The organism is Synechococcus sp. CCAP 1479/9, assembly GCF_019038535.1.
Taxonomy (GTDB): Bacteria; Cyanobacteriota; Cyanobacteriia; order PCC-6307; family Cyanobiaceae; genus Cyanobium.
The window spans coordinates 383725-407429 of the sequence record NZ_JAFKRK010000024.1 but is presented as its reverse complement, the minus strand read 5'-3'; the positions used below and the strand labels follow the sequence as shown (position 1 = coordinate 407429).

The window sequence follows — 23705 nt, the reverse complement described above, 5'->3', positions numbered from 1 at the left end:
GGTGACCTCACGAACCAGCCGCCTCCAGGTGCGCCACCCCCAGCCCGCATCCAGGGCAGGGGCGCATCGGGTAGGTGTTGAAGGGGAAGCGGGGGGGCTGGAAGGGCTCGATGCCCCGGCGCCGGTCGAAGCGCACCATGCCGACATGGCCGCTGTGGGCCACCACCAGCGCCGTGCGCCCCAGCCGGCGCTGGCTGCGGGCCCAGCTGCCGGTGTTGTAGTAGGTGATGTGGCACGGGCCCCGGTCGTCGCCGGAGGGTTCCGGCAGGGCCAGCGGCGTGGCTTCGGGGATGTGGGTGTGGCCGTTGATCAGCCCGTCGAGGGGGGCCGGACCGTGCCGCTCCCGCTGCAGGTGCCGGACGATCCCGCGCTTGATCAGCCGGTCATGGCCGGTGCGGCTCTTGAGGGCACTCTCGAGCACGAAGGCCAGGGAGAAACCACCGGAAGAGTTGAGGCCCCGACTCACCGGGATGGGCCATTCCCGGTGGCTGGCCAGCAGATCCACGGCGCTCTGCAGGATCGCATCGGCGTTCCACCCGGTCGACAGGGCTGCGCCGGCGGGCCGGGTGAAGGGGGCGAGCAGGCCGTTGATGCCGGCGCTGTAGTGCTCCTGCAGGCGGGCCAGCCCCTCGGCGGCGTCGGCGTGGAAGCGGATCAGCCGGTCGTATTCGTCGCCGTGGCGGACCAGTAGCCGCTGCCCCGTCGGTGTGCGGTAGACGGCCTGGCGCCGGATGGCGAAACCGCGGCGCTCCAGGCCGGCATGACGGCGCAGGTAGGCGTCGTGGTTGCCGGGGATGTAGACGATCGCCACCCCCTCCCGGTGCAGGGTCTCGAACCGCTCGATCACCCGGCGATGGGAGGCCCGCAGCAGCCGCGTCTTCTGCAGGGCTTCGCTGGCCGGGGGATCTCCGCCGGCGCCGGGCAGGAGGAGGGCGTCGATCCGATCGGTGAGAAAGGACGCATCGACATTGGCGTTGAAGCGGATCGCCTGCAGATCGATGATGTCGCCGACCAGAAACAGGGTTCTCGGGCGGATGCACTCCAGGAAGGCCGCCAGGTGGCCGGCCTCGCACTGATTGGAGCCCAGATGCAGATCCGAGATGAACAGGGCGTCGCAACTGAGCACGGACTTCTGGCGAGAGTTCTGGTGCCCTGGGGTTTGGGTGCTGGATGGCAGCACACAGCGCCATAGTGACATGGGCACCGCGCCGATTCCGTCTGGATAGGGATGAAGAAACAGGATCGAATCGCCCCGTCTCCGCCTCATTGTCCAAGGGGAATAGCGTTGCTTTTCGTGCGTCGCGTAGCGCACCTCTTCAGGTGATCGATGGGCTGGTCGCTTGCCCTCCGGATCGTTCGTTCAGCCGGCCTGTTGCCAGAGGCGCAGCAGCTCCTCCCGCTGCTCCGGTGAGGGCGGCGGCAGGTGCTTCACGCCCCGGGCCGCCGGGCTGCCGCCGCCGCCGTCGGCACCGCGGAACCCCAGGCGGGTGAGCACCCCCTGGCCTTCCGGCGAAAGCAGAAAGGCCACGAAGCGCTCCCCGTCCTCCGCCCGCCCGGCCGCCTCCCCCCGCAGCACGGCGGCTGCCAGCACCGTCTCGATGGTGGGGTCGGGGAACAGCAGCACGTAGCCCCCCGGCCGCAGGCGGCCGGCCTCCCCCTGGCGTGCCAGGGCGGAGGCCTCGTAGACCAGCGCCAGGTCCCCTTCGTTGGGGCCGCCGCTGATGAACTCCTGCAGCAGGATGTCGGTGGAACGGGCCGGTCGGTAGACGGCCCGGCGCAGGGCGGCGGCGCAGTCGCCCCCCACGCCAGCAGGCCTACGGCCACCAGCGTTCCGGTCCTGGCACCAGAGCGCCAGGGTCAGCTGGCCGGAGTTGGACCGCATCGGATCGGCGCTGCGCAGATCGAAACTGCCCCAGCTCGGGGGGGCGCCCAGGTCCCCCCACTGCCCCGCCGCCGCGGCCCGCCGCAGCAGTGGCCAGGAGAAGCGCCCATCCGGGAACAGCTTCTGGACCCGCTCCGGCCAGGCCACGGCCACCAGCAGGGTGCGGGCCACGGGTACGGGGGCCTGCAGGAACGCCGGCGCCCCGCCCTGGGCGCCCAGCTCGGTGGCCAGCTGGCCGAGCAGATCCCGGTTGGCGGGGATCAGCACCCGCGGCCGCTCCGGACCCTCCTCCCTGGCGCGGTTGACCATGTCCTGGGAACCCTGCACCGTCCAGGACAGGTCGATCCCCCCCTGGCGACGTTCGAACAGAGGTTCGAGTTCGGCCATGGCGCCGGCCAGCTCCGAACCCACCGCCACCACCAGGGGGCGCCGCAGGCCGGGGAGGGGGGCCGTCGCCAGGGCCAGGGACGCCCCGGCGATCAGCAGAGAAAGCAGGCGCCGGCGGGTCAGGGTCGCTGCCAAGGGGAGCGGTCCGGGTTCGCTGCAGTCTGATCGCCGCCGCCCGGATCCACGACGGTTGCCAGCAGAATGGGACCGTCGTTCAGCGCCGCTCCATGGCACGGGCCCTGCGGTTGGGCGGCCTCAGCATGGCGCTCCTCGGCCTGCCATGGCTCGGGGCGGCGCTCAGCGGTTGCCAGCTCCTGGCCCCGCCGCCGCTGGAGCTGGAGATGCTGGTGGGCAGCGCCCTGAAGGGCTTCTGCCAGGAGGCGGCCAAGGCCATCGCCCAGGCGCCGCCCCGGCTGGCCGACCGCACCCCGGTGCTGCTGCGCTGCCGTGCCGCCGGCAGCGGCGATGTGGTCAGCGAGATGGAAAGCCATGCCCGGGGCGTGCTCCAGGGCGGCCAGGCGGCCGATGACCCCCGCATCCCCACGCTGGTGTCGGTGGATGGCGAGATCTATCTCGACCTGCTGCGGCACCGCCTGCAGCGCCTGGCCCCCACCCGGGAGCTGATCCCGGCGCCGGCCGACGCGCCGGCCCTGGCCTCCAGCCCGATGGTGTTCATGACCACCCCGGCCCTGGCGAAGGGTCTCGACCGTCCCGATCCCTTCATCGCCCTGGCCCGCAGCAGCGACCACCGCCAGCTGGATCCGGCCGGCCCCTCCCAGCCGATCCGCTTCGTCCACACCGCCCCGACCCGCTCCAACTCCGGCCTCCAGACCCTGGTGGCGATGGTGGCCGAGGTGGCCGGCAAGCGGCCCGAAGCGCTCACCCTGGCCGATGTGCAGGCCCACGGCGACCAGGTGGCGGCGATCCAGCGCCACGTGACCCGCTACGGCAGCTCCACCGACGAGCTCGCCCGGGCCATGCAGCGCAACGGGCCCTTCTGGGCCTCGGTGGGTTCGGTCTACGAGTCGTCGGTGGTGGCGGTGAACGCCTCCCGCCAGGGCGACCAGGAGCCCCTCAAGGCGGTCTACCCCAGGGCCACCTACGCCAGCACGATGCGGGCGATCCTCCCGGAGGCCCCCTGGGTGTCGCAGCAGGAGAAGCAGGGGGCCCTGCTGCTGATCGAGCGCCTCCAGCGCGAGGACGTGCAGCGCCTGGCGGCCGACCAGGGGCTGCGGCCGGCTAACCCGGCGGTGCCCCCGAGCCGCGTCACGGCGGCCTACGGCGCCGATCCCCGGGCCGTGTATGACTCGCTGCGGGCCCCGAAACCGGAGGTGGTGGAGGCGATCATCACCCTCTGGCGCAACCAGGCCAAGAAGCCCTCCCGGGTGGCCCTGGTGGTGGACAGCTCCGGTTCGATGAAGGGGGAGAAGCTGCCGGCGGCCCAGCGCTCCCTGCAGGCGTACCTGGCCCAGATCGGTCCCCGGGACACCGTGGGCCTGTTCGATTTCGACAACCGGCTGCGGCCGCCGGTGGTGGTGACCGGTGGCAGCCAGGGTGGCGAGCCGGCGGGGCGCTTCATCGCTTCGCTGGACGCGGAGGGCGGCACTGTCCTCTACGACGCCATCCGCCAGGGTCGTGACTGGCTGCGGTCCACCCGGCGCCCCGGCGAGATCCTGGCGGTGGTGGTGCTCACCGATGGCCAGGACAACGGCTCGCGCCTCTCCCTCGAGGGGCTGGGCGGTGAGCTGAAGCGCAGCGGCTTCGCCAGCGACGAGCGCATCGGTGTGTTCACGATGGGCTACGGCAACCAGGGGGATTTCGACGCCGACGTGCTGCGCCGCATCGCCGAGAGCAACGGCGGCGATTTCACCACCGGCACGGCGGACAGCATCCGGCGGCGCATGGAAGATCTGCAGATGGCGTTCTGATGGCGGCGTCGTCCGGCTGGTCCAACCCGCTCGACCATCCCCTGGCGGTCGCCGCCGGCGGCGTGGGCCTGGTGCTGCTGGTGCGCGCCGGCGGGGTGGCCCTGCCGGCGGCCCTTGCGGCCGCGGTCGGGCTGAGCGTCGCCTGCGCGGCCCTGCTCTCCCGCATCGGGGCGGCCGGACGGCGCAGCCGCAGCCAGCGGCTCCATGACCAGCGCCTCGATGCGGGACTGGAGGAGGCCCTGGAGCGGGCCGGCGGCCTGGCGGTGACGGCGCTGGCGTTGCGGGAGGAGGCCGTGGCCCGTTTCACGGACCCGGGCCACCTGGAGGCCCTGGGCAGTGTCCAGCTCTGCTGTGAGCGGCTGCAGCAGCTGCCGGAGCGGCTGCGGGAACGGCGGCCCCTGCTGGAATCCGGCGGCGGGCAGCGCCTCGATCCGGAGGACCTGGCGCGTCGCCTGGCCCGGGAGGAGAAGGCCCTGCAGCGGGAGGGGGAGGGGCCCCTGCGCCAGGAGCGCCGACGGCTGGTGGACCAACTGCGCCGCAACCTGCATGCGGCGCGCCAGGGGATGGATGAACGGGAGGCCCGGCTGCTGGCCCTGGGCACCCGGCTGGAGGCCATCGACGGCGGCCTGCAGCAGCTGCGCCGCCAGATCGATCACCAGTGGCCCAGTACCGAGGCCAGCGACGCCGCCATGGCGACGGCGATCGAGCCGCTCGATGAGGCGATCGATCAGATCGAGCGCTCCCTCGACGCCGGCACCGCCTGATCCGCCAGCAGCGGCCCGCCGGCGAGCCGGCGGATCGCCACCACCCCGGGGCGGGGGACCCGGCCGGGGACGCCGGAGGGCCAGTTGGAGCCCAGGGGCACCCAGCGCAGCTGCTCGAAGGGGCGCCCGGAGCGATCCAGCAGCCGGTGGGCCTGGGCCTCACGGGCCTCCGCAGAAGGGCGGGTGCCGTTGTCCTCGCCCGGGTGCTGCACCGCCAGGAACAGGGTGGAGTCGCCGTCGTCGAAGCAGGGCCCGGTGAGCTCGCACTCCATCGGACCGGTGGCGAAGCAGAAGGCCTCGCCGGCATGGGGGCCACGGCTGGGCAGCACCCAGCAGCTGTTGTTGCCGAACAGATCGAGATCCGCCGACTTCGTCGAGCGGTCGGTCACCATCCAGAGGGTCCCCTGCCGGTCGATGGCGAGGTTGTCGGGATTGGCGAAGCCCATCCCCCCCTGCCACGGGGCCCCGCCGGTGGCCACCATCCGCCAGCGGAAGGATCCCCCCCGGGGCGCACCGTCGTCGGCCAGGCCCATGATCCAGCCGTAGGGCCAGGTGGCCTGCCCTTTGGGCCCCCGGAAGATGGCCGGGTCGGCCCGGCCGTCGTCGCTGCCGCCGCCGGCGGTGAAGGCGATCAGCAGGTCGCCGCTGAGCGGATCGATCACCGTGTCCTCGGGCCGGGCCGCGGGGGTGGCGCCGATGGCGCAGGCGGCCAGGTGGGCATCGATCAGGATCGCCCCCATCCGCTCCTCCCCCTCACCGGGGTAGAGGTCGGCCAGGGTGGCGAAGCGGCGCCGGTAGGCCGCCACGGCCGCGTCGCTGCTGAAGGCTTCGGCCCCGGGCCTGCGGCGGTCGCTGTGGGGCAGCAGCACCGCCTGCTCCACCCCGTGGCGGGCGAAGTGGCCGGGCCCCAGCGGCGCCACCGGGGTGCTGGGCTCCAGGGGCAGCCAGCGGCCCCGTCCCTGGCCGCCGTCCGGGCCGGGGGGATCGAAGCGGGCCACCTCGAGCCGGCCGGCGCTGAACAGTTCCGAGTTGGCCGGGTCGGACGGATCGCGGATCAGCGCGTCGCTGACGAAGCGGTAGAGGTGGCCGCCGTGGCGGTCGCAGCCGGAATACACGATCAGGGGCTGGCCGGCGACGGCCTTCACGGCCACCGCCTCGTGGCGGAAGCGGCCCAGCCAGCTGTGCTTCACGGCGGGGCGTTCGGGCCGGCGCGGGTCGAGCTCCACCATCCAGCCGTACTTGTTGCCCGCCAGGCCGAAGGGGTTGCCGAGGCCGTCGAGGCGCGTGCCGTCGTAGGCGAAGGGGCGGGCGGCGGGGGAGACGGAGGAGCCGTCGGCGTGGACGGCCTCGGGCACCTGGCTCTGCATGTTCTCCTCGGCGCTGAGCACCGTGCCCCAGGGGGTCTCGCCGCCGGCGCAGTTGGCGAAGCTGCCGATGATGGCGTCCCCAAGCCCGTCGTCGTAGCCCAGACGCTCGCGGCGGCGGAACACGGCCGCCGCCGGCCCCGAGCTGCGCAGGCGCCGGGCGGGGTCGCGCCAGCCGCTGAGGCCGGTGATGCGGCGATCGAAGCGGCCCGGCCGGCGCCGCCAGGGGCCACCCGGCTGCCGTTCCAGTTCGATCACGCCCACACCCAGATCCGCCATGGCCGCCGCCGCCAGCTGGCGGATGGGCTCCAGCAGCGGGTCGTCCGCCGCCAGGCTGGCGGCATCCACCCGGCCGCCCCGGGCGGCCAGGGCGTCGATCACGGCGTCGAACGGCAGCTCTCCGCCCACCGCCTCGGCGTAGCCCTCCCGCCAGGCCCGGGCGCTGATGTACTCGAAGTTCACCGTCAGCAGGGCCCGGTTCGGAGCCAGCGACAGGAAGGAGAGGTGGTCGTTGTTGTAGCCGAAGCGGCCGTCGGCCAGCGGATCCCCCCAGACCGCGATCAGATCGGCCCGGAAGCCGTCCGGCAGCACCAGCCGGTCCTCCAGCTCGATGCGGGCGTACCGGAGACGCTGCCCCTCCGCGTCGAGGCCGTCGCTGGGCACCGGGAGGGGAGTGGGCACCGTCGGGAACGGGGAAGCCGTCGGGGTCACTCCGGCCTTCGGGGAAGCCGCCCTCCCCGGGGCGGGCGTTGGCAGGGTGGCGCCGGCGAAGGAGCAGGCCCCGATCCCGAGCAGGGAGAGCAGGTCGCGGCGGTTCATCGGTTCGGGGGGCAGGGTTCGCGGCGGCGGGGGGCCAGCAGGGCCAGGTGGTTGTCCTGCAGGGCGCTGAAGTTGTCGTCCGAGGCCAGCAGCAGGCTGGGGCGGCCATCGGCCTGGGTCGGCCCCGGGGTCAGGGCCTCCCAGTTGTCGGGCGGCAGACCGGCCGCGATCAGATCCCACTGGTGGATCGGCTCCAGCACCGCCTCGGGTTCGGCCTTGGGATCGGCCCCTTCGCCCGGCAGCGGGTAGTGGGCCAGGAGCACCTGCCAGCGGGCGGGGGCCTGGAAGCGCCGCAGCAGGGCCAGCAGGCCCGGAGAGGGTCCGGCGGCATCGACCACCAGCAGATCGGTCAGCCCCCAGCCCTTGCCGGCGGGGATGGCCAGCCGGGCCAGGGGGCGGGCCTTCGCTCCGGTGGGCTCCAGCGACCAGCCCAGCAGCCTCACCTGGGCGGGGGGGTCCTGCTTCAGGGGGGATTCCGCGGCCATCAGCAGCACGTCCGTCCGCCCCGGACGGCGTAGCAGGGCCAGGGACTCGGGGCCCTGGTTGGCTTCGAGGCCGCGCCCCGGGGCCGGCTGCCAGTCGGCGGGCAGGGGGTAGGCACGCTGCAGCAGGCCGCTGCTCCGATCGACGGCCAGCAGCTGGGCCGGCCGGGCGGCGCTGCGGCGCCCCTCGCTGGCCACCCAGAGCCGCTCGCCGATCACCACCAGCCCTTCGGCGTCGATCTCCGCCGGCAGCGGGGCCTGGGGCGATCCCTGCAGCTCCAGCCGGAACAGCGGCCGCAGCGGCACCCGCCCGAGCTGTCGCACGCCGCTCCAGGCGTCCACCCGGCCCCGGGGGGCGTCGCTGAGCAGCAGCAGGACATCGCTCTGGCTGCGGTAGCTGGCGGCGGAGTAGCCGCCCAGGGGCTCTCCCTCCGCCCCGCGGCGCGGCAGGCGGGCGCCCGCCACCAGCTCCCAGCCCGCCTCGGCCGGGCAGGGCAGCAGGGGCGGCGGGGAGGCGGCGATCAGGGGCACGACCATGGCTGGAATTCTCCCGTCGCCGGGGGGCGGCGGCGGCATCCGGGGACACCCGGGTCCGGGGCGGGTAGGGTCAAGGGAGCTCCGGGGGATGTGTGATGCGATCCCCATCGGGTGTTCAGCCGCCGGCAGGCGGTCTCACGGAAGAGTCGGGCCGGCGCCTGGCGGTGCTGATCGACGCCGACAACGCCCGGGCGGCGGTGATCGAGGCCGTGCTGGAGGAGGTGGCCCGCTTCGGAGAGGCGATCGTGCGGCGCATCTACGGCGATTTCACCTCCAGCCAGAGCGCCTCCTGGAAGGCGCTGCTGAACAAGTTCTCGATCAAGCCGATGCAGCAGTTCGCCTACACCGTGGGCAAGAACGCCACCGACAGCACGATGATCATCGATGCGATGGATCTGCTCTACACCCGGCGTTTCGATGGCTTCTGCCTGGTGACCAGCGACAGCGATTTCACCGGCCTGGCGGTGCGTCTGCGGGAGGAGGGCCTGCTGGTCTACGGCTTCGGCGAGGAGAAGACGCCGGCGGCCTTCCGCAACGCCTGCCACAAGTTCCTGTTCACCGAGGTGCTGCGCACCGCCTCCCGCCAGGGGGACGCCGGCGCCGAGGTCGGCGAGGCCCTCCGGCCCCGGGATGCCGACCCCCCCGTCAGCGCCCATCCGGTCATCCCGGCCGACTTCCTGATGGAGGCGCTGGATCGTTCGGTGGACGAATCGGGCTGGACCCAGCTGGGCACCTTCGGCAGCTACCTGCAGAAGATCCAGCCCGATTTCGATACCCGCCTCTATGGCTTCCGCAAGCTCTCCGACTTGGTGCGCGGCTGCCCGTCCCTGTTCGTGATGGAGGAGCGGGAGGCTCCGAGCGGCAACCGCACGATTGTCTACGTGCGCGCCCGGGAGGACGACTGAGGCCTCCCCCGTGCTCGACACCCTGCACCAGCCGATCACCAGCATCGCCCGCCGGGCGGTGGCCTGCCTGGACGGCCGGCAGACCGTGGCGGAGGCGCTCGCCAGCCTGCGGGGCTGTGAGATCGCCGAGCGGATCGTCTACTTCTACGTGCTGGATGCCGAACTACGACTGATCGGCGTGCTGCCCCTGCGGCGCCTGCTGTCCGCCGCCGAGGACACCCCCGTGACGGCCCTGATGGTGCGCCATCCGGTGACCATCCCGGAGCACGCCACCATCCTGGAGGCCCACGAGGCCTTCGCCGATCACCGCTTCCTGGCCCTGCCGGTGGTGGACGACCGGCAGCGGGTGGTGGGGGTGGTGGACGTGACCATGTTCAGCGAGGAGGACTTCCTGCCCGACCAGCCGGCCCAGGCGGCGGCCCTGTTCGAAGCCCTCGGCTTCCGTGTCTCCCAGGTGCGGGGCGCCTCGCCGCTGCGGGCCTTCCGTTTCCGCTTCCCCTGGCTGCTGGCCACCATCGCCAGCGGTCTGGCCTGCGCCGTGCTGGTGAGCGTCTTCCGGCAGACCCTGGCCAGCAGCATCGCCCTGGCCTTCTTCCTCACCCTGGTGCTGGCCCTCGGGGAGAGCGTCAGCATCCAGAGCATGACGGTGTCGATCCAGGCGCTGCAGCTCTCGCCACCCACCTGGCGCTGGTACCGGGCCAGCCTGCGCCGGGAGCTGGCCACGGCCCTGCTGCTGGGGGTCTGCTGCGCGGCCCTGGTGGCCCTGGTGCTGGTGCTGTGGCTCGGGGCGGGGCCGGCGGCCCTGATCGTGGCGATCGCGATCGTGCTCAGCGTGGCGGCCGCCTGCTTCTACGGCCTGACCATCCCGGCCCTCTTTCATGCCCTGCGCATTGACCCCAAGATCGCCTCCGGCCCGCTCACCCTGGCGGTGGCCGACATCACCTCGATTGCCCTCTACTTCGGCCTGGCCAGCAGACTGCTCTGAAATCGACCCGGCCCTGACCCTGCCATGACCCTGCAGCGCCTGGCGGCCTTCAGCGACGGTGACCGGGGCGGCAACCCGGCCGGTGTGGTGATCAGCGAGCGCCTTGATGAGCCCGCCGAGATGCAGCGGATCGCCGCCGAGGTGGGCTACTCGGAAACGGTCTTCGCCGCCCCGTTGGGGGACGGCTGGCGGGTGCGCTACTTCTCCCCGACCGTCGAGGTGCCGTTCTGCGGCCACGCCACCGTCGCCCTTGGGGCCGCCCTGGCCGAGCGCTGCGGTGATGGGGTGTTTCCGCTCAAGCTGAACCAGGCCGAGATCACGGTGGAGGGTCGGCGCCAGGGGGAGCGCTGGAGCGCCGCCCTGCAGTCACCCCCCACCCACCAGCGCCCGGTGGCGCCCGATCTCCTTGCGGCCGCCCTCGAACTGCTCGGCTACGCACCCGGCGACCTGGATCCGGCCCTGCCCGCCGCCATCGTCCACGGCGGTGCCGACCATCTGCTGCTGGCCCTGCGCCGCCGCGAGGACCTGGCCGCCATGCGCTACGCCATGGAGGACGGGGCCCGGCTGATGGCGGAGGCGGGACTGCTGACGCTCCTGCTGGTGTGGCCGGAAGGGCCCCGCACGTTCCACAGCCGCAATGCCGCCGCCGGCTGCGGTGTCTACGAGGATCCGGCCACGGGCTCAGCCACCGCGGCCCTGGCGGGCTACCTGCAGAGCCTCGACTGGCCCCACGGCGGCAGCATCGAGCTGCTGCAGGGGGAGGACATGGGCTGCCGCTCCCTGCTGGGTGCCGGGATCCCGGCGGAGCCGGGGGGCTCGATCCGGGTGACGGGGCAGGTGCGCCGCCTGGAGGCCTGAGTTCAGGACGCCTTTTCCAGGCGCTTCACGATCCAGCCCATCAGCACCAGGGAACCCAGCAGCGTCACCAGCAGGGCGATCGTCATGGAAGCGGGTGCATTTTCGTCGCATTATGGCCACAGGCCCCGCAGCCCCTGGCCCGACCCGTGACCCGGAACCCCGAGCTGGTCTTCGTCTACGGCACCCTCAAGCGCGGCCACGGCAACCACCACTGGCTCGGTGATGCGCCCTTCCTCGGGGAGGCGGTTCTGCCGGACGTGGTGCTCCACGACCTGGGCCCCTTCCCCATGGCCGTGCCTGGCGAGGGGGTCGTGCGCGGTGAGGTGTATGGCGTGGATGCCGCCGGCCTGGCCCGGCTGGATCGGCTGGAGGGCTACCCCCGCCTCTACGACCGCCGGCCCCTGCCCCTGGCCGATGGCCGCCACGCCTGGGTCTACCTGGGCCGGCCCCATCAGGTGCGCCACGTGTCCGCCATCGCCGACGGCTGCTGGCTGGGTCCGGCGCCGGGAGCGGCCGTGCGCCGCAGCCAGATGGGCCTGGCCGTGGTGCTGGCCCTGGGCGGGGCCGCCCTGCTGGCGGCCGCCCTTCCTCCCGCCGCCCTGGCCTTCGACACCCTCTCCACCTGCAACGCCTGGCGCGGCAGCCACGGCAGCGCTCGGGTGCTGCTGGGCAACAGCCTCGGCGCCGCCCACTACCTCACCAAGAAGCAACGGCTGCAGGAGAGCCCGCCCGAGGCGCCCGTGGCGCTCTACAGCGACAGCGACCTGCAGCGGGTCTGCGGGCGTTAGCCGCCGGCCACCAGCCAGCGGCCACCGGTCCCAAGCCCCAGTGCCAGCCAGCCCAGGGCCAGCCAGCCCCAGCGCAGGGGCTGCAGCAGTCGCCGCAGCAGCACCACCGAACCCGCCACACCCACCGCCACCACCAGGCTCTGGCAGAAGGCGATCACATGGCTGTCGGCGCTCCATCCGGGCAAGCGGGCGGCCAGCTGGGGCCACCAGGGGCTGGCGCTGACCGGCAGCACCAGCCCCCCCTCGGCCATGCCCAGGGGCAGATGGTCAGCCAGCATCAGGGCCCACAGCAGCGGCAACAGCGCATAGAGGGACAGCCGCAACCGGGAGGCCGCGACCTCCGGACGCCGTCCCCAACCGCGCAGATGGCGCACCAGCAGGAACACCCCCGCCGGCAGGGCCAGGGCCAGGGCCGCGAAGGCCAGCCGTGGGAGCAGGGGCCCCTCCAGCAGATTCGCCGGAGCCAGGGCCACGCCACCCAGAAGCCGTTGCCAATGGTGCAGGCACACCCCACCGGCCAGCACCAGGATCAGGCCCGCCTCCCCGGCGGGCGGGTCCATGTCGCGCTGCAGATCCGCAGCGGGAGGTCGCAGCCGCAGCTGCACCGAGCGATGGGGGCAGGCCTGGGCGCAGGTGAGACAGAGCACGCAGTTGCGGTTGTCCTCCAGGTGGGCCGGATGGGTGCCCAGGGGACAGCCGGCCGTGGCCAGGCCCTCGCCTTCGGCCGGCCCCCCCTTGAAGCAGGCATAGGAGGTGCAGCTGCCGCTGCAGATCCCCGCCTGGGCCCGCAGCTCACTGATCGCCAGCTTGGCGAACAGGGCGTTCATGCCCCCCACCGGACAGAGATGGCGGCACCAGAAGCGCTTCTCAAAGCGCAGCGAGCCGATCACGGCACCAAGGGTGATCAGCAGCAGCAGGCAGCTGCTCAACCAGGCCGAATTCTCCAGGTTCCACACCGCCTCCCAGAGCAGGATCGCCGCAAAGCCGGCCGCCAGGATCGGCGCCGCCCAGGCATCGCTGTCGCCCCGGGGCCAGCGGGCTGGCTGCCAGCCCAGGGCCCCGGCGATCCGCTGACTGATCTCCCCCCAGACCATGAAGGGGCAGAACGAGCACCACAACCGGCCCACGACCGGGTACGTCAGCAGGATCAGCGGCCACCACCAGGCCCAGAACATGTTGAGGGCCCCGTTGTGCTGCCGGTCCTGGGGACCGAACCAGAGCCAGAGGTTCACCAGCACGAACACCCAGCTCACCACGCCGAACAACAGGCCGTTCCAGAGCAGCGGCGACCGCATCAGGTCCCGCAGCTGGGGCTTCCAGCGCCAGAGATCGAAGCGGGCGCGCTGGGAGCGGCGACCGGTCCAGAACACCTCGTCGGGCAGCACGGCGGGCCGGTCGTCGGCGCACTGGCGCAGGGCCCGCTCGATCACCAGGGTGAGTTCCCGGATGTTGCCGGGGAAGTCATAGGTCTGGAGCCGCTTGACCAGCCCCTCATTCACCGCGGGTGGGGTCGCCCAGCCCAGGCTGCGCGCCTTCTGGCGCACCCCGTAGCGCAACCATTCGCCCAGGTCCTGGCGCCGCACCCGTAGAGGCGGCACCCGGATGTGGCGGCAGCAGGCATCGAAATCGGGCGCCGTGGTTTCGGCGGTGAGGAACACCCTTCCCGGGAAGAAACGCTCGCGGCCGTCATCCGGTGAGACCCAGCGGCCGCTGCGGGCCAGCTCCAGCAGGGCCGACCGCAGCTGGGGATCGGCCTTGTCGATCTGATCGAGCAACAGGCCGCCGGCGCCGAGGCAGTCGAGCATGGTGAGGCCATCGGCCCCGGCCGCGAACAGTTCCGCCCCATCGGGCCGCAGCAGCGCACAGTTGACCTGCACCACCAGCTGCTTGCGGGCCGCGGATCCGAAGTGGATCAGGGCCGCGATGTTGTCCTTCTCCAGCCCTGGCTCACCGCTGATCAGCACGGGGCCGCCAGCGGCATCGGCGGCGGCCTCGCGGATCGCCTCCCGCAGCTTCTGGGCGTAGCGGCTGCTGCCGACGACCCCCCGCCGGACCCGGCCCAGCAGGTAGGGCGCCAGCCGCAGCAGAGCGGCCCTGGCATTCTCGGCCGCATCCTGCTGGCTGGACATCATCGGCGCGGGCCCTGCTCCAGGGATTCTGGGCGGAGAGAATGCCAGCGTTCTGCTTCGCCCGCCGATCGCGCCATGTCCGTCACCCTCCACGGCGCCCCGAAGTCGCCGGCGTGAACCCTCCTGCCGCCGCTGCCTTCCCCTGGCGGGGCCACCGCCTGGAGCTGCTGGCCGAGAAGGTCCTCTGGGATTCGCAGCAGGGGTTGCTGCTGCTGGCCGACCTGCACCTGGGCAAGGCGGAATCGTTGCAGTGCCAGGGCATCCCGCTGCCCAGCGACGGGGATGCCGACACCCTCAACGCCCTGCTGGCGGTGGCCCATCGGCTCCAGCCCCGCCTGGTGGTGGTGCTCGGCGACCTGATCCACAGCCGCTTCGGGCTCACCCAGGAGCTGCGCCAGAAGCTGGCGGCGCTGCCTGCCCTGCTGGGCTGTCCCCTGCGGCTGATCGGCGGCAACCACGAACGGGGCAGCTGGCTGGAGGGCCTGGTCCAGGAGCCCTCCCAGGCCATGGGCCCCCTTTGGCTGAGCCATGCCCCGGAGCCCACGGCCGGTCGGCTGAATGTCTGTGGCCACCGCCATCCGGTGGCACTGGTGGGCCGTGGCGCCGACCGGTTGCGGTTGCCGTGCTTCGCCTACGACCCAGCCCTGGAGCAGCTGGTGCTGCCGGCGTTCGGCGCCCTCACCGGGGGCTATCCCTGTCCCGACGGTGAGGCGCTCTGGCTGGTGGCCGATGGTGCCGTCGTGACCTGGAATCCCGCCAGGGAGACCTCCACCCGGCGGACCCGGCGGGTGGCCTGAACGCCACCGGAAAAGCTCAGCCTGCCGCCGCCAGGGCCCGCACCACGTCGCCGCGGGTGAGCACCCCCACCAGGGCCTCCTGGTCGTCGAGCACGAACAGCCGCTGGGTGCCCCGGTCGTGCAGCAGATGGGCCGCCGCCGGAAGGCTGGTGGTGGCGGGGCAGCTGTGGGGCTTGGATCCCATCACGTCGCCCACGGTGCTGCCCAGCACCTGGTGCACCTGCTTGTCCCAGTCGAGCGGGTTGCGCAGGTAGATGACGGCATCGAGCAGCATCACGTAGGGCCCGGCATCGAAGCCGCTCTCGCGCACCATCAGGTCCTGCTCGCTGAGTTCCCCCACCAGGGCACCGACCTCATCGAGCACCGGCAGGCCGCTGACGTGGTGGTCGCTCATCAGCTGCACCGCCTCCTGCAGGGGCGTGGTGGTGGTGACACTCAGCACGGGGCTGGTCATCACCTCGGCCACGCTGCGCTCGACGACCATGCGGATCTCCTCGGTGATGGCATTCTGCTGGTGAACGGGACCCCTCCCCTGCGACGCCTTGCTGACCTGCTGACGCTTGCCCGGGCCGTGCTGGGGTTGCCCCTGCTGCTGGCCCTGGCCGGCGGACGGCCCGCCCTGGCCTGGGTGCTGCTGCTGCTGGGCGGCCTGAGCGACTGGGCCGATGGCGCCCTGGCCCGCCGGGCCGGCGGTGGGTCGGTGTGGGGGGCTCGGCTTGATCCCCTCACCGACAAGATCCTGATCAGCGCCCCGCTGCTCTGGCTGGCCCATACGGGCGGCCTGCCGCTGTGGGCGGTGTGGCTGCTGCTGGCCCGGGAGCTGCTGATCTCCGGCTGGCGGGCCGGCCAGGGCAGCGGCGGCCCGGCCTCGCTGGGGGGCAAGGCCAAGACGATCCTGCAGTTCCTCTCCCTGCTGCTGCTGCTCTGGCCGCCGGCCTGGGGCCTGGGCCAGGGGGCCGGGCTTGCGGCCGCTCTCCAGGCCGCCGGCTGGTGGCTGTTCTGGCCGTCGCTGCTGCTGGCGCTCAGCTCGGCCCTGGGGTACCTGCGGGCGGGTCAGCGGGGCTGAAAGACCGTGGGGAAGGGCTTTCCACTCCGCTGATCCGGACCAACAAACTAGAACTTCACCTTGACGCCGCCTCCGTAGGTGAATTGAGAGCCTGTTGAGAAGACTTCATAGCCAACACTGACGTATAGGTTTGTATGGCTGGAAACCTGGATATCCACCGCGCCGTCGATCAAAAGTGTATTCGTGCCACGATTCTCACCCTGGGTCTGGAAGCTGCCCGCGGCAGGAGCCGAGGGAAGAGAAGAACTCAAGGACCGGTTCCCGGCGTCATTGGCAAGGGCATCCACCTGATAGGCCAGAGCCAGTTTTGGTGTCACGGCAGCAGTTCTTGTCCTGTTCAGTGCAATCGGACTTGCGGCAAGTTCGAAGCCGATGGAGCCGACGAGGCTATCGGCACGATTGCCTTCGATGCTGAGGTTGAGTGGTTCTCCACCACTCTCGGTCAGCCCGCTCTGTGAATAACTTGCCCAGGCAACACCGATGAAGGGCTTGAGGAAGAACTGGGTGCTGGAAGAGGGCTTGGAGAGATTCACCAGATAATCCGCATTCAAGGCCAGCGTGTAGCCGTCGCCGGACATGGAACCCTGAACGGGGATGCCATTGCCAACGAAGGCAACATTTCGGCTTCCGGTGGTGTTGTAGTTGGCGTAGCCAATCAGGCCACGTACTCGCCATTGGCTTGAGGGTTTGTACAACCCGTAGATGGAAGCACTGTTGACATTCGAGGACACCATCGCATTGGTCAGGGACATATTGTTGAGCGCAGAGGTCCCATAGCCGTAGGCAGCTCCAATGGTCCACTGCTCAGTCGGCTGGAACTCGATTCCGTAGAAGCTGGAAAAAATGCCGGAATCATATCCAGACAGTCCACCCGTTCCCTGAATGCTGCTTCTGGCATTGGCTGCCTGGACAAAGACGCAGAGCGGTTGATGGCGGCGGTTTCCCTTCTCTCCCTTCTCTGGGTTGACGACCCAGCCCGTGGTCGAGCACTGGCCAGCCTGATTCATGAGAAGTTCTCTTTGCCGCTTCAATGTTTCGATACCCACGCTCTGGAAGGCTGCGTAGGGCTCGGGCGAGAGGGAGTCAATCGCTGCCGTGAGCTGACCATAGGAGGGCAGAGACAGCAGTTGGGATGTCGCAAAAAGGAAGTCTGGGGAGATCCCGGAAGCGAGGGCCTGACCTGTTGTGAAGCCGGTGAAGCCAATGGGGACACCAAGACTGTTGGCATTGTTGGTATTGGCAACAGCCAATGTCTGGAAGACGCGGTCAAAGGCTCCAGCGGTGGCCAACTGGTTGACCCCATTCCGGCCAAGGAACTGCATGGCAGAACCTGTGGGACCAACGCCGTTCCTTGGTCTCCACTGGATATCGATGGTCCTGGGATTCCCATCCGCCCCTTGAATCAGGGTCGTGCCTGCATTCAGCAGTGCACTGTTGACGCCAATCTGATTCAACGTCAGAGCGTTCAGATTAGAGAAATCGATGCTGTTGGATGCATCCACCAGCACATAGGAAAAAATCGGCCATGGCACACCACCGCCAGAGGCGACCAACTGGACATTACCCGTGAGATTTGTCACATTGTTCGTGACGTTGATGCGGTCGTTGAGTGGGCCTTGGATCTCTGCCTCAATGGTGCCGCCATAGAGATTCAGATTGGCGACCGTGATGGTTCCAATTGAGTTTCCAGGTGCAATCTTTCCTCCACTTTCGATCGTTGTTGTCGGCAAGAAACCTGTTCCCCCAACAGTGCCTCCGGATTGCACAGTCAAGCCGGAGGACGATGCCAGTGAGCCGTTGACAAAGACAGTCGAGTTGCTGCCAACGACTGTAGGTCCGGTGATGGTGCTGGTTCCGGTGAGGTTGGTGCTTCCGGCCAGCCCGGAATTGGTGAATGTAAGCGCTCCGGGACCTGAAAAGACCCCGCTGAAGGTGGAGTGATTGCCGTTGAGATCAATGCTGCCGCCTGCGCTGCCGACCACGTAGTTGGTGGCAAAGCTACCAGGCACATCCACGATCAGCGTGCCTCCGGCGAATGTTGTGCTGTAGGGACTGCTGGCGATGGCAGGGCTGCCTGGCACGATTCCTTCCAGTAGCAGCGTCAAGAACCAGGAGTTGATGGAGAGGGGATCGCCCCCTGCCAAGTCCGTGAAGATCAACGTCCATAGACCCGAACCATTCTGGCCCAGAAAGGCAGAAAAGGACTCCGATGGCCTGAATGATCCGGTCGCCAGGGTCGATCCAGAAACAGGGGATGCGGCGCTGTCCTCAAAGGTCCATGTCGCTGTACCGCCCGGTGTCTGGCCACCCAAAGCTGCTCCCGGAACCAGAGTTCTGACAACTCCTGTTGGACTCAGGAGTTGAAGTTGAATTTCGTCGTTAAAGGAAAAGCCGATCCCCTGGCAGACGCCTGATGCGCTGATCGGGTCATCACACTTTGTCAGGTTGATGGTCGTGGAAATGCCACCGACATTGCCACCGAAATCGAAGAAATTGAGAGACGTGCTTGCCGTTCCGCCATCCACTTGCAGGACCGGTGAGAAGACGGCGGATCGCGTTATCGACTGAGCGGTTGCCGGTTGATGGATCAGGCCCGTGGCGGCAACGAGACCAATCAGATACAAGCCAACCGGGTTCCTCTCCGTCATCATTTCGGCATCGAAAGAAGCCTGGAAATCTACTGGTCAGGTCTCTACGCCTGGATGCAGGTAGGACTCTGTCTGCATATGAACATCAGGCTGTTGCCCTGTCCCATCCTTGGCGACGGCATCGCGGCTTCCGGCGCCGGGGAGCCAGAAAGGTGTTGAACCGCGTCGATGGAGAGTTCCTCGTTGTGGTGTCACGGGCCCTGGACGTTGATGTCGCGTGCCTGTCCACGGGCGGCCCCTCACCCCAGCAGGGCTTCGTCGCCGCTGAAATCGGGCGTGGTGGGCATCCGCAGGGCGTAGTCGTTGGTGTAGCTGTCGGCCAGGGTGGCCTCCAGGTCGAAGGCCGGCTCCCAGGCCAGCTCGCGCCGCACCCGGTGGGTGTCGGTGAGGAAGTGGGCCAGGCGCAGGGGGAAGGCCTTGCGGGCCTTCTTGTCGAGGTCGGCGGGATCGAAGCTGCGGATCTCCACCGTCTCCGGATCGGTGCCGCAGGCGCGGGCGGCGGCGGCCACCAGGCCCCGGAAGCTGATGCCCTGGGAGCCGGTGCAGTTGTAGATGCGGTTGGTGGCGGCCTCCACCTCGATGCAGCAGGCCATGGCGGCCGCCAGGTCGGCCACATGGCCCAGCTGGGTGATGGTGCTGCCGTCGCCGGGCAGGGGCACCGGCCGGCCGTGCACGATCCGATCGAAGAACCAGCTCTCCACCGGGTTGTAGTTGCCCGGACCGACGATGTAGGTGGGCCGGAAGCTGGTGAAGGGGATGCCCTCCTGGCGCAGCCAGGCTTCGGTGTCGAGTTTGCCGGCGTGGCGGCTCTGGGGGTCGGTGGGGGAGTCCTCGTCGAGGGGCCAGAGCTCGCTGTCGGCGTAGACCCCGGCCGAACTCACGTACACCAGCCGGTGGGAGGGGGGACCGGTGCGCTCGATCACCTGGCGGGTGTCCTCCAGGGTGCGGCCGGAGCTGTCGACGATCACATCGAAGGGGCGGTCCTGCAGGGCCGCCAGGCCCTCGGGGCTGCTGCGTTCGCCCTGCAGATGCTCCACCCCCGCCGGCACCGGCTGGCGGCCACGGGTGAAGAGGCTGAGCTCATGGCCCGCGCCCAGCAGCCGGTTGACCAGGGGGCGGCCCACGAAACGGGTGCCGCCCATCACCAGGATCCTCATCGCCATGCCGCGTCGGTGAGCGCCATTCAAGCGGCCGGTCCGGATCAGGGGCCGCAGGGGAGGGGCTGGCCCAGGCGCTCGAAGGGCAACGGCAGCAGCTCCAGCAGCACCGTTCCGGGCGGCCCGGCGGTGCCTTCGGCCACCGGCAGCGGCACCGGCTGGTAGGTGCGGCCGTCGAAGCGCAGCTCCTTGAGACCGTCGGGGGCGCCGTGCAGGCTGGCGGGCATGGTGAGATCCAACCAGCCGCGGTGGCGGTTGCTGATCACGGTCAGGGGCGACTGGAACAGGCCGTTCTCCGCCACCAGCTCCAGGCTGCCGTCGTTGTCCCGGAAGATCAGCAGGCTGCAGCCACCGCTGGAGCAGGCGTAGGAGCCCACCACCACCGCCACGGTCTCCAGACGGCCGTCACCGTCCAGGTCGACCCGGTTGTGGAGGTAGCGCAGGGGCCCCACGTCGGCGCAGACCGGCCGGGTGGCGGTGGCACGGGCCTGCTCCCACTCGGTCTGGTCGGGATCGCCGGCCGCCGCGGGGGGGGAGGCCACCGGGCCGGCGAACAGGCGGGCCCGCAGGGCCGCCTCCAGCCGGGGATCGGGGCGGTTGATCGGTGGAATCACCGAACCCGGCGGTGCCAGGGGGGGCGGTCTGTCGCGGGGATCCGGACCATCGGGGCCCAGCAGGGACCGGGGCGGTGGGGCCGGCGGCGCCAGCGGAGGGGGCGCCAGGGGCTGGGCCGGCGCCGGCCCAGCGGCGGCGAAGAGCAGCAGCAGGGCGAACAGCCCCAGGGGCCCTGTCCTCTCAGCCCGCATCGGCCTCGTCGAGGGCGTCGAGATGCCGCTCGATGCGATCGGCCAGCGCCAGGCAGCGGTCCATCTCCTCCCAGAGCAGTTCCCGGCGCCGCGCATCCACGGCGTAGGAGCGGTGATGGAGATCGCGGCCCTGATAGCGGAGCGCGTCCCTGAGACGGCGCCAGTCGTCCGGGGCGAGGTGAGGAGGGCCGGGATCGGGAGTGGCGAGGTCGGGAGGGGAGGGGGCCATCAGGTCCGCATCATCCGGGCAGCGTCATGGCACAGGATGGAGCCGACAGCGGCATTGTCCCCCCTTTCCATGCAAGTCATTCCCGCCATCGATCTGCTCGACGGGCATTGCGTGCGACTGCATCAGGGCGACTACGGCCGCGTCACCCGCTTCAGCGACGATCCGGTGGCCCAGGCCCGCGAGTGGCAGCGCCAGGGGGCCACACGCCTGCACCTGGTCGATCTCGACGGGGCCAGGAGCGGCGAACCCCGCAACGACGCCGCCGTTCAGGCCATCGCCGCGGCCCTGGAGATCCCGGTGCAGCTGGGTGGAGGTGTGCGAACGGCAGAGCGGGCCGAACAGCTGCTGGGCTGGGGTGTGGACCGGGTGATCCTGGGCACGGTCGCCGTGGAGAACCCGGCCCTGGTGCACGATCTGGCCGCCCGCCATCCGGGCCGCATCGTGGTGGGGATCGATGCCAACGAGGGCAAGGTGGCCACCCGAGGCTGGATCGAGCAGAGCACGGTGGAGGCCACGGCCCTGGCCGCCAGCCTGGATGGCACCGGCGTGGCGGCGATCATCAGCACCGACATCGCCACCGACGGCACCCTGGAGGGCCCGAACCTGGCGGCCCTGCGCGCCATGGCCCAGGCCACCTCCCTGTCGGTGATTGCGTCGGGCGGTGTGGGCAGCCTCACCGACCTGCTCAGCCTGCTGAGTCTGGAGCCCCTCGGTGTGGGCGGGGTGATCGTGGGGCGGGCGCTGTACGACGGACGGGTGGAGCTGGCCGAGGCGCTGCAGGCCCTCGGTGATGGTCGGTTGCAGGATCCGTTGCGGTTGCCGATCGCCTGACGCTGGCCGGCCCCCGAAGTGAGGTCCATACCGGTGATGAGGCAATTGCCCTATAACAGAGCCAATGTGTTCTGAGGCAACGTTTGCCTTCCACCACGACCACCGCATCCTCCGCGGCCTCCGGCCGCCGTGGCGAGGCCGGTGATCGCCATGCGGTGGTCACGGCCCCGTCCCATGTGGAGGAGGTCTACCAGCGCTGCCGGGAGCTGGGCATGCGGCTGAGCCGCCAGCGGCGCATGGTGCTGGATCTTCTCTGGGACGAAAAGAGCCATCTCTCCGCCCGCGACATCTTCGAGAAGCTCAACAACCAGGGCCGCCACATCGGCCACACGTCCGTTTATCAGAATCTCGAGGCGCTGCAATCGGCCGGCGTGATCGAATGCATCGAGCGGGCCAGTGGTCGCCTGTACGGCTATCGCGCCGATCCCCACAGCCATCTGACCTGCACCCAGTCCGGCGCCATTCACGACCTCGACGTTCTTCTCCCCGACCATCTCCTCCAGCAGATCGAGGACCAGACGGGCTTTGCGATCGAGTCGTACACCCTGCATCTCTCCGGCCGCCCCCGCCCCTCCTGAAGCTCCGGCACTGGAGAAAGCCCAGCGCCTTGGTTAAGGTCGGCCCATCAGTTTCGTGGCAACGTGGGACGACGTCCGGCACAGCCCCTTCCCCAGCTGCTGCTGTTCGCCGATCCCCTGGAGCGGGCGGGCCTCACCAGCTGGCTGGAGGCTGCTGACACCAGCGCCGACCCCGATGGCTGGGGTGGCTGCCGGGTGGTGGTCGACAGTGGTGAGCTCCAGGGGGCACCCCAGCTCGTCCTCTGGTGCCTCGGCAGCCTTCCCGAACCCCAGGCCCTCGACGCCGAGAGCCGCCGGCTGCTCGAACGCTGGTATCCGGCGCCGCTGCTGCTGCTGCTGCCCTCCAAGCACCCTTACGGCAGCGATGTCCTGCTGCAGCTGCCGGCCCAGGGCCTGATCGAGCAGGCCGATGCCGAAACCCTGCGGCAGGCGGTCACCACGCTGCTGGCGGGCGGCCGGGTGCTGGCCATCGCTGCGACGCGACCGGGCGACGACCCGGGCCCCTCCGTGCCGATGGGCCTGGGTCAGTGGCTGCTGCTGAGCGGCCTGCAGCAGATCGATGCCGAACTGCGCCTCTGCCTGCGTCTGCTGGATCCGCCGCCGGTCGACCTGCTGCCGCTGCTCCTGCTTCAGGGCCGGGTCAGGGAGCTGCGGCTGGCCCGGCGGCTGCTCCTCTGGCTCTGGGGCCCCGTCAGCCTGGCCTGGAGCCAGCCCCTCCATGGCCCCGATAGGGCGCCCGTCGCCCCCACCGCACCCGAGGGCCCGGACAGCGGTTCGCCCGACGCCCGGGCCCCTGGTGTGGCGATCACCCTGCGGCAACGCACCGCCGAAGGCCTCTGGGAGGCCCTGCGCGGCCGGCTCACGGCGGCGGCCGCCGCTTGCCCCAGCAACAACAGCGGCCAGCTGCTGGCCCTCGACGGCCTCCATGCCTCCCGCCGCAGCGACCTGCTGCTGGGGCTGCTGGAGCAGTTCCACCGGCTGCGCCAGCGCCTGCTGCAGGACGATCCCCGCGGTGAGCAGCTGGAGCGACTCTGGAGGGAGCTCCAGCCCGAGCTGCGTCAGCAGGCCCTGCGCCACATGGCCGGGTCCTACGTGCAGCTGCCCATGGAGGGCCGGCTGTGCCCGGTGGCCGAGACGCTGCTGCACCGCAGCAGCCTCGACGCCGACGACCTCGAGCTGCCCGATCCCGCCGCCATGCTCAGCCCGCTGCTGCAGGCCCGTCCCCTGCTGGTGGATGGCCGGCTGGTGGCGCCGGATGAGCCCCAGGCGGTCCTGTATCTGGAGCTGCTGCTCAGCAACTGGCTGGTGCGCAGTGCCGAGCTGATCAGCGCCGAAGTGCTGGCGGCCTGCGCCGAGTGGCCCGAACTGCGCCGCTACCTGCTGCGCCCCGAGCTGCTCGCCACCCGCAACCTGGAACGGCTGCGCAACCAGCTCAACGCCCAGCAGCGCTGGACCAGCTGGTTCGAGCGGCCGATCCATCTCTACGAGAGCCGGCGTCCCCTGTTCCGATTGGGCGACGGCGCGATCGACTGCGTGGACCTCACCGAGCCCCGCGATGCCGAGCTGCGCCAGCTGGGCTGGGTGCAGCAGGCGGTCACCCTGGCCCTGGAGGCCCGCGATGCCCTGGGCCCCCAGCTCCGCAGCCTGCTGAAGCGCCTCGGCGACCTGCTGGTGGTGCTGCTGACCCAGGTGCTCGGCCGGGCCATCGGCCTGGTGGGCCGCGGCATCGTCCAGGGGATGGGCCGCAGCCTCAACCGCTGAGGCG

21 protein-coding genes are annotated in these 23705 nt (G+C 70.6%); 11 read left to right on the top strand and 10 right to left on the bottom strand.

The features are described from left to right. Positions 1–7 precede the first annotated feature (7 nt). Entirely contained in the window at positions 8–1126 is a 1119-nt protein-coding gene (locus KUG38_RS11595) for a UDP-2,3-diacylglucosamine diphosphatase (protein ID WP_216921650.1), read from the bottom strand. Positions 1127–1360: 234 nt separating this feature from the next. Beyond that, complete coding sequence (locus tag KUG38_RS11590; protein ID WP_216921647.1) at positions 1361–2404, bottom strand: substrate-binding domain-containing protein; 1044 nt, start codon at positions 2402–2404, stop codon at positions 1361–1363. A 92-nt stretch (positions 2405–2496) separates the two neighbouring features. Between KUG38_RS11590 and KUG38_RS11585 the strand changes: the two genes are divergently transcribed. Both KUG38_RS11585 and KUG38_RS11580 read left to right on the top strand, forming a co-directional pair. Next, a complete protein-coding gene (locus KUG38_RS11585) occupies positions 2497–4197 on the top strand; it encodes a VWA domain-containing protein (RefSeq protein WP_216921644.1) in 1701 nt (566 codons plus the stop codon). Continuing rightward, positions 4197–4961, top strand: a complete 765-nt coding sequence (locus KUG38_RS11580; protein WP_216921641.1) for a coiled-coil domain-containing protein — start codon at positions 4197–4199, stop codon at positions 4959–4961. Before KUG38_RS11585 ends, KUG38_RS11580 begins: the two co-directional genes overlap by 1 nt. Here KUG38_RS11580 and KUG38_RS11575 read toward each other — a convergent pair. Together KUG38_RS11575 and KUG38_RS11570 are read right to left on the bottom strand one after the other, a co-directional pair. Then, positions 4925–7144 carry a PhoX family protein gene (locus KUG38_RS11575; RefSeq protein WP_216921638.1) on the bottom strand — a complete coding sequence of 740 codons (2220 nt, stop codon included), beginning with the start codon at positions 7142–7144 and terminating at the stop codon, positions 4925–4927. The genes KUG38_RS11580 and KUG38_RS11575 overlap by 37 nt on opposite strands. After that, a complete protein-coding gene (locus KUG38_RS11570; protein WP_216921635.1) occupies positions 7141–8163 on the bottom strand; it encodes an esterase-like activity of phytase family protein in 1023 nt (340 codons plus the stop codon). The genes KUG38_RS11575 and KUG38_RS11570 overlap by 4 nt, the downstream gene beginning before the upstream one ends. A 95-nt stretch (positions 8164–8258) precedes the next feature. Here KUG38_RS11570 and KUG38_RS11565 point away from each other — a divergent pair, with 95 nt between their 5' ends. From KUG38_RS11565 to KUG38_RS11550, 4 genes are all read left to right on the top strand, one after another. Beyond that, positions 8259–9068: an NYN domain-containing protein gene (locus KUG38_RS11565; RefSeq protein ID WP_216921632.1), complete on the top strand. Its 810-nt coding sequence runs from the start codon at positions 8259–8261 to the stop codon at positions 9066–9068. 10 nt (positions 9069–9078) lie between these two features. Then, a complete protein-coding gene (locus KUG38_RS11560; protein ID WP_216921630.1) occupies positions 9079–10053 on the top strand; it encodes a magnesium transporter in 975 nt (324 codons plus the stop codon). A 24-nt stretch (positions 10054–10077) separates the two neighbouring features. Then, positions 10078–10911 (top strand): PhzF family phenazine biosynthesis protein, encoded by an 834-nt coding sequence (locus KUG38_RS11555; RefSeq protein WP_216921626.1) that lies wholly within the window; start codon positions 10078–10080, stop codon positions 10909–10911. A gap of 146 nt (positions 10912–11057) precedes the next feature. Then, positions 11058–11699 carry a gamma-glutamylcyclotransferase family protein gene (locus KUG38_RS11550; protein ID WP_353617793.1) on the top strand — a complete coding sequence of 214 codons (642 nt, stop codon included), beginning with the start codon at positions 11058–11060 and terminating at the stop codon, positions 11697–11699. Here the strand turns inward: KUG38_RS11550 and KUG38_RS11545 are convergent. Continuing rightward, positions 11696–13831, bottom strand: a complete 2136-nt coding sequence (locus tag KUG38_RS11545; protein WP_216921623.1) for an AAA-type ATPase lid domain-containing protein — start codon at positions 13829–13831, stop codon at positions 11696–11698. The two genes, KUG38_RS11550 and KUG38_RS11545, sit on opposite strands and share 4 nt — an antisense overlap. A 110-nt stretch (positions 13832–13941) precedes the next feature. Between KUG38_RS11545 and pdeM the strand changes: the two genes are divergently transcribed. After that, positions 13942–14625: a ligase-associated DNA damage response endonuclease PdeM gene (gene pdeM, locus KUG38_RS11540; RefSeq protein ID WP_353617792.1), complete on the top strand. Its 684-nt coding sequence runs from the start codon at positions 13942–13944 to the stop codon at positions 14623–14625. A gap of 16 nt (positions 14626–14641) precedes the next feature. On the opposite strand, the gene KUG38_RS11535 is transcribed toward pdeM, so the two are convergent. Continuing rightward, positions 14642–15109, bottom strand: a complete 468-nt coding sequence (locus tag KUG38_RS11535; protein ID WP_216921617.1) for a CBS domain-containing protein — start codon at positions 15107–15109, stop codon at positions 14642–14644. 30 nt (positions 15110–15139) lie between these two features. Between KUG38_RS11535 and KUG38_RS11530 the strand changes: the two genes are divergently transcribed. Further along, positions 15140–15691, top strand: coding sequence for a CDP-alcohol phosphatidyltransferase family protein (locus tag KUG38_RS11530; protein ID WP_216921614.1), 552 nt, complete (start codon positions 15140–15142; stop codon positions 15689–15691). 47 nt (positions 15692–15738) lie between these two features. Here the strand turns inward: KUG38_RS11530 and KUG38_RS11525 are convergent, their stop codons facing one another. The 4 genes from KUG38_RS11525 to KUG38_RS11510 all read right to left on the bottom strand — a co-directional run bounded on the left by KUG38_RS11525 (position 15739) and on the right by KUG38_RS11510 (position 20531). Next, positions 15739–18315, bottom strand: a complete 2577-nt coding sequence (locus KUG38_RS11525; RefSeq protein ID WP_216921611.1) for an autotransporter family protein — start codon at positions 18313–18315, stop codon at positions 15739–15741. Positions 18316–18578: 263 nt separating this feature from the next. After that, the gene (locus KUG38_RS11520; protein WP_216921608.1) at positions 18579–19496 is read right to left on the bottom strand and encodes an NAD-dependent epimerase/dehydratase family protein; all 918 of its coding nucleotides are present in this window, start codon (positions 19494–19496) and stop codon (positions 18579–18581) included. 44 nt (positions 19497–19540) lie between these two features. After that, complete coding sequence (locus KUG38_RS11515; RefSeq protein WP_216921606.1) at positions 19541–20302, bottom strand: COG3650 family protein; 762 nt, start codon at positions 20300–20302, stop codon at positions 19541–19543. Continuing rightward, a complete protein-coding gene (locus KUG38_RS11510) occupies positions 20292–20531 on the bottom strand; it encodes a hypothetical protein (protein ID WP_216921604.1) in 240 nt (79 codons plus the stop codon). Before KUG38_RS11510 ends, KUG38_RS11515 begins: the two co-directional genes overlap by 11 nt. A gap of 69 nt (positions 20532–20600) precedes the next feature. Between KUG38_RS11510 and hisA the strand changes: the two genes are divergently transcribed. The 3 genes from hisA (at position 20601) to KUG38_RS11495 (ending at position 23701) form a co-directional block, all read left to right on the top strand. After that, positions 20601–21362 (top strand): 1-(5-phosphoribosyl)-5-[(5-phosphoribosylamino)methylideneamino]imidazole-4-carboxamide isomerase, encoded by a 762-nt coding sequence (hisA, locus tag KUG38_RS11505; protein WP_216921601.1) that lies wholly within the window; start codon positions 20601–20603, stop codon positions 21360–21362. Positions 21363–21574: 212 nt separating this feature from the next. Next, a complete protein-coding gene (locus KUG38_RS11500) occupies positions 21575–21940 on the top strand; it encodes a Fur family transcriptional regulator (RefSeq protein ID WP_199296954.1) in 366 nt (121 codons plus the stop codon). A 63-nt stretch (positions 21941–22003) separates the two neighbouring features. After that, complete coding sequence (locus tag KUG38_RS11495) at positions 22004–23701, top strand: DUF3685 domain-containing protein (RefSeq protein ID WP_216921596.1); 1698 nt, start codon at positions 22004–22006, stop codon at positions 23699–23701. Positions 23702–23705: the final 4 nt, after the last annotated feature.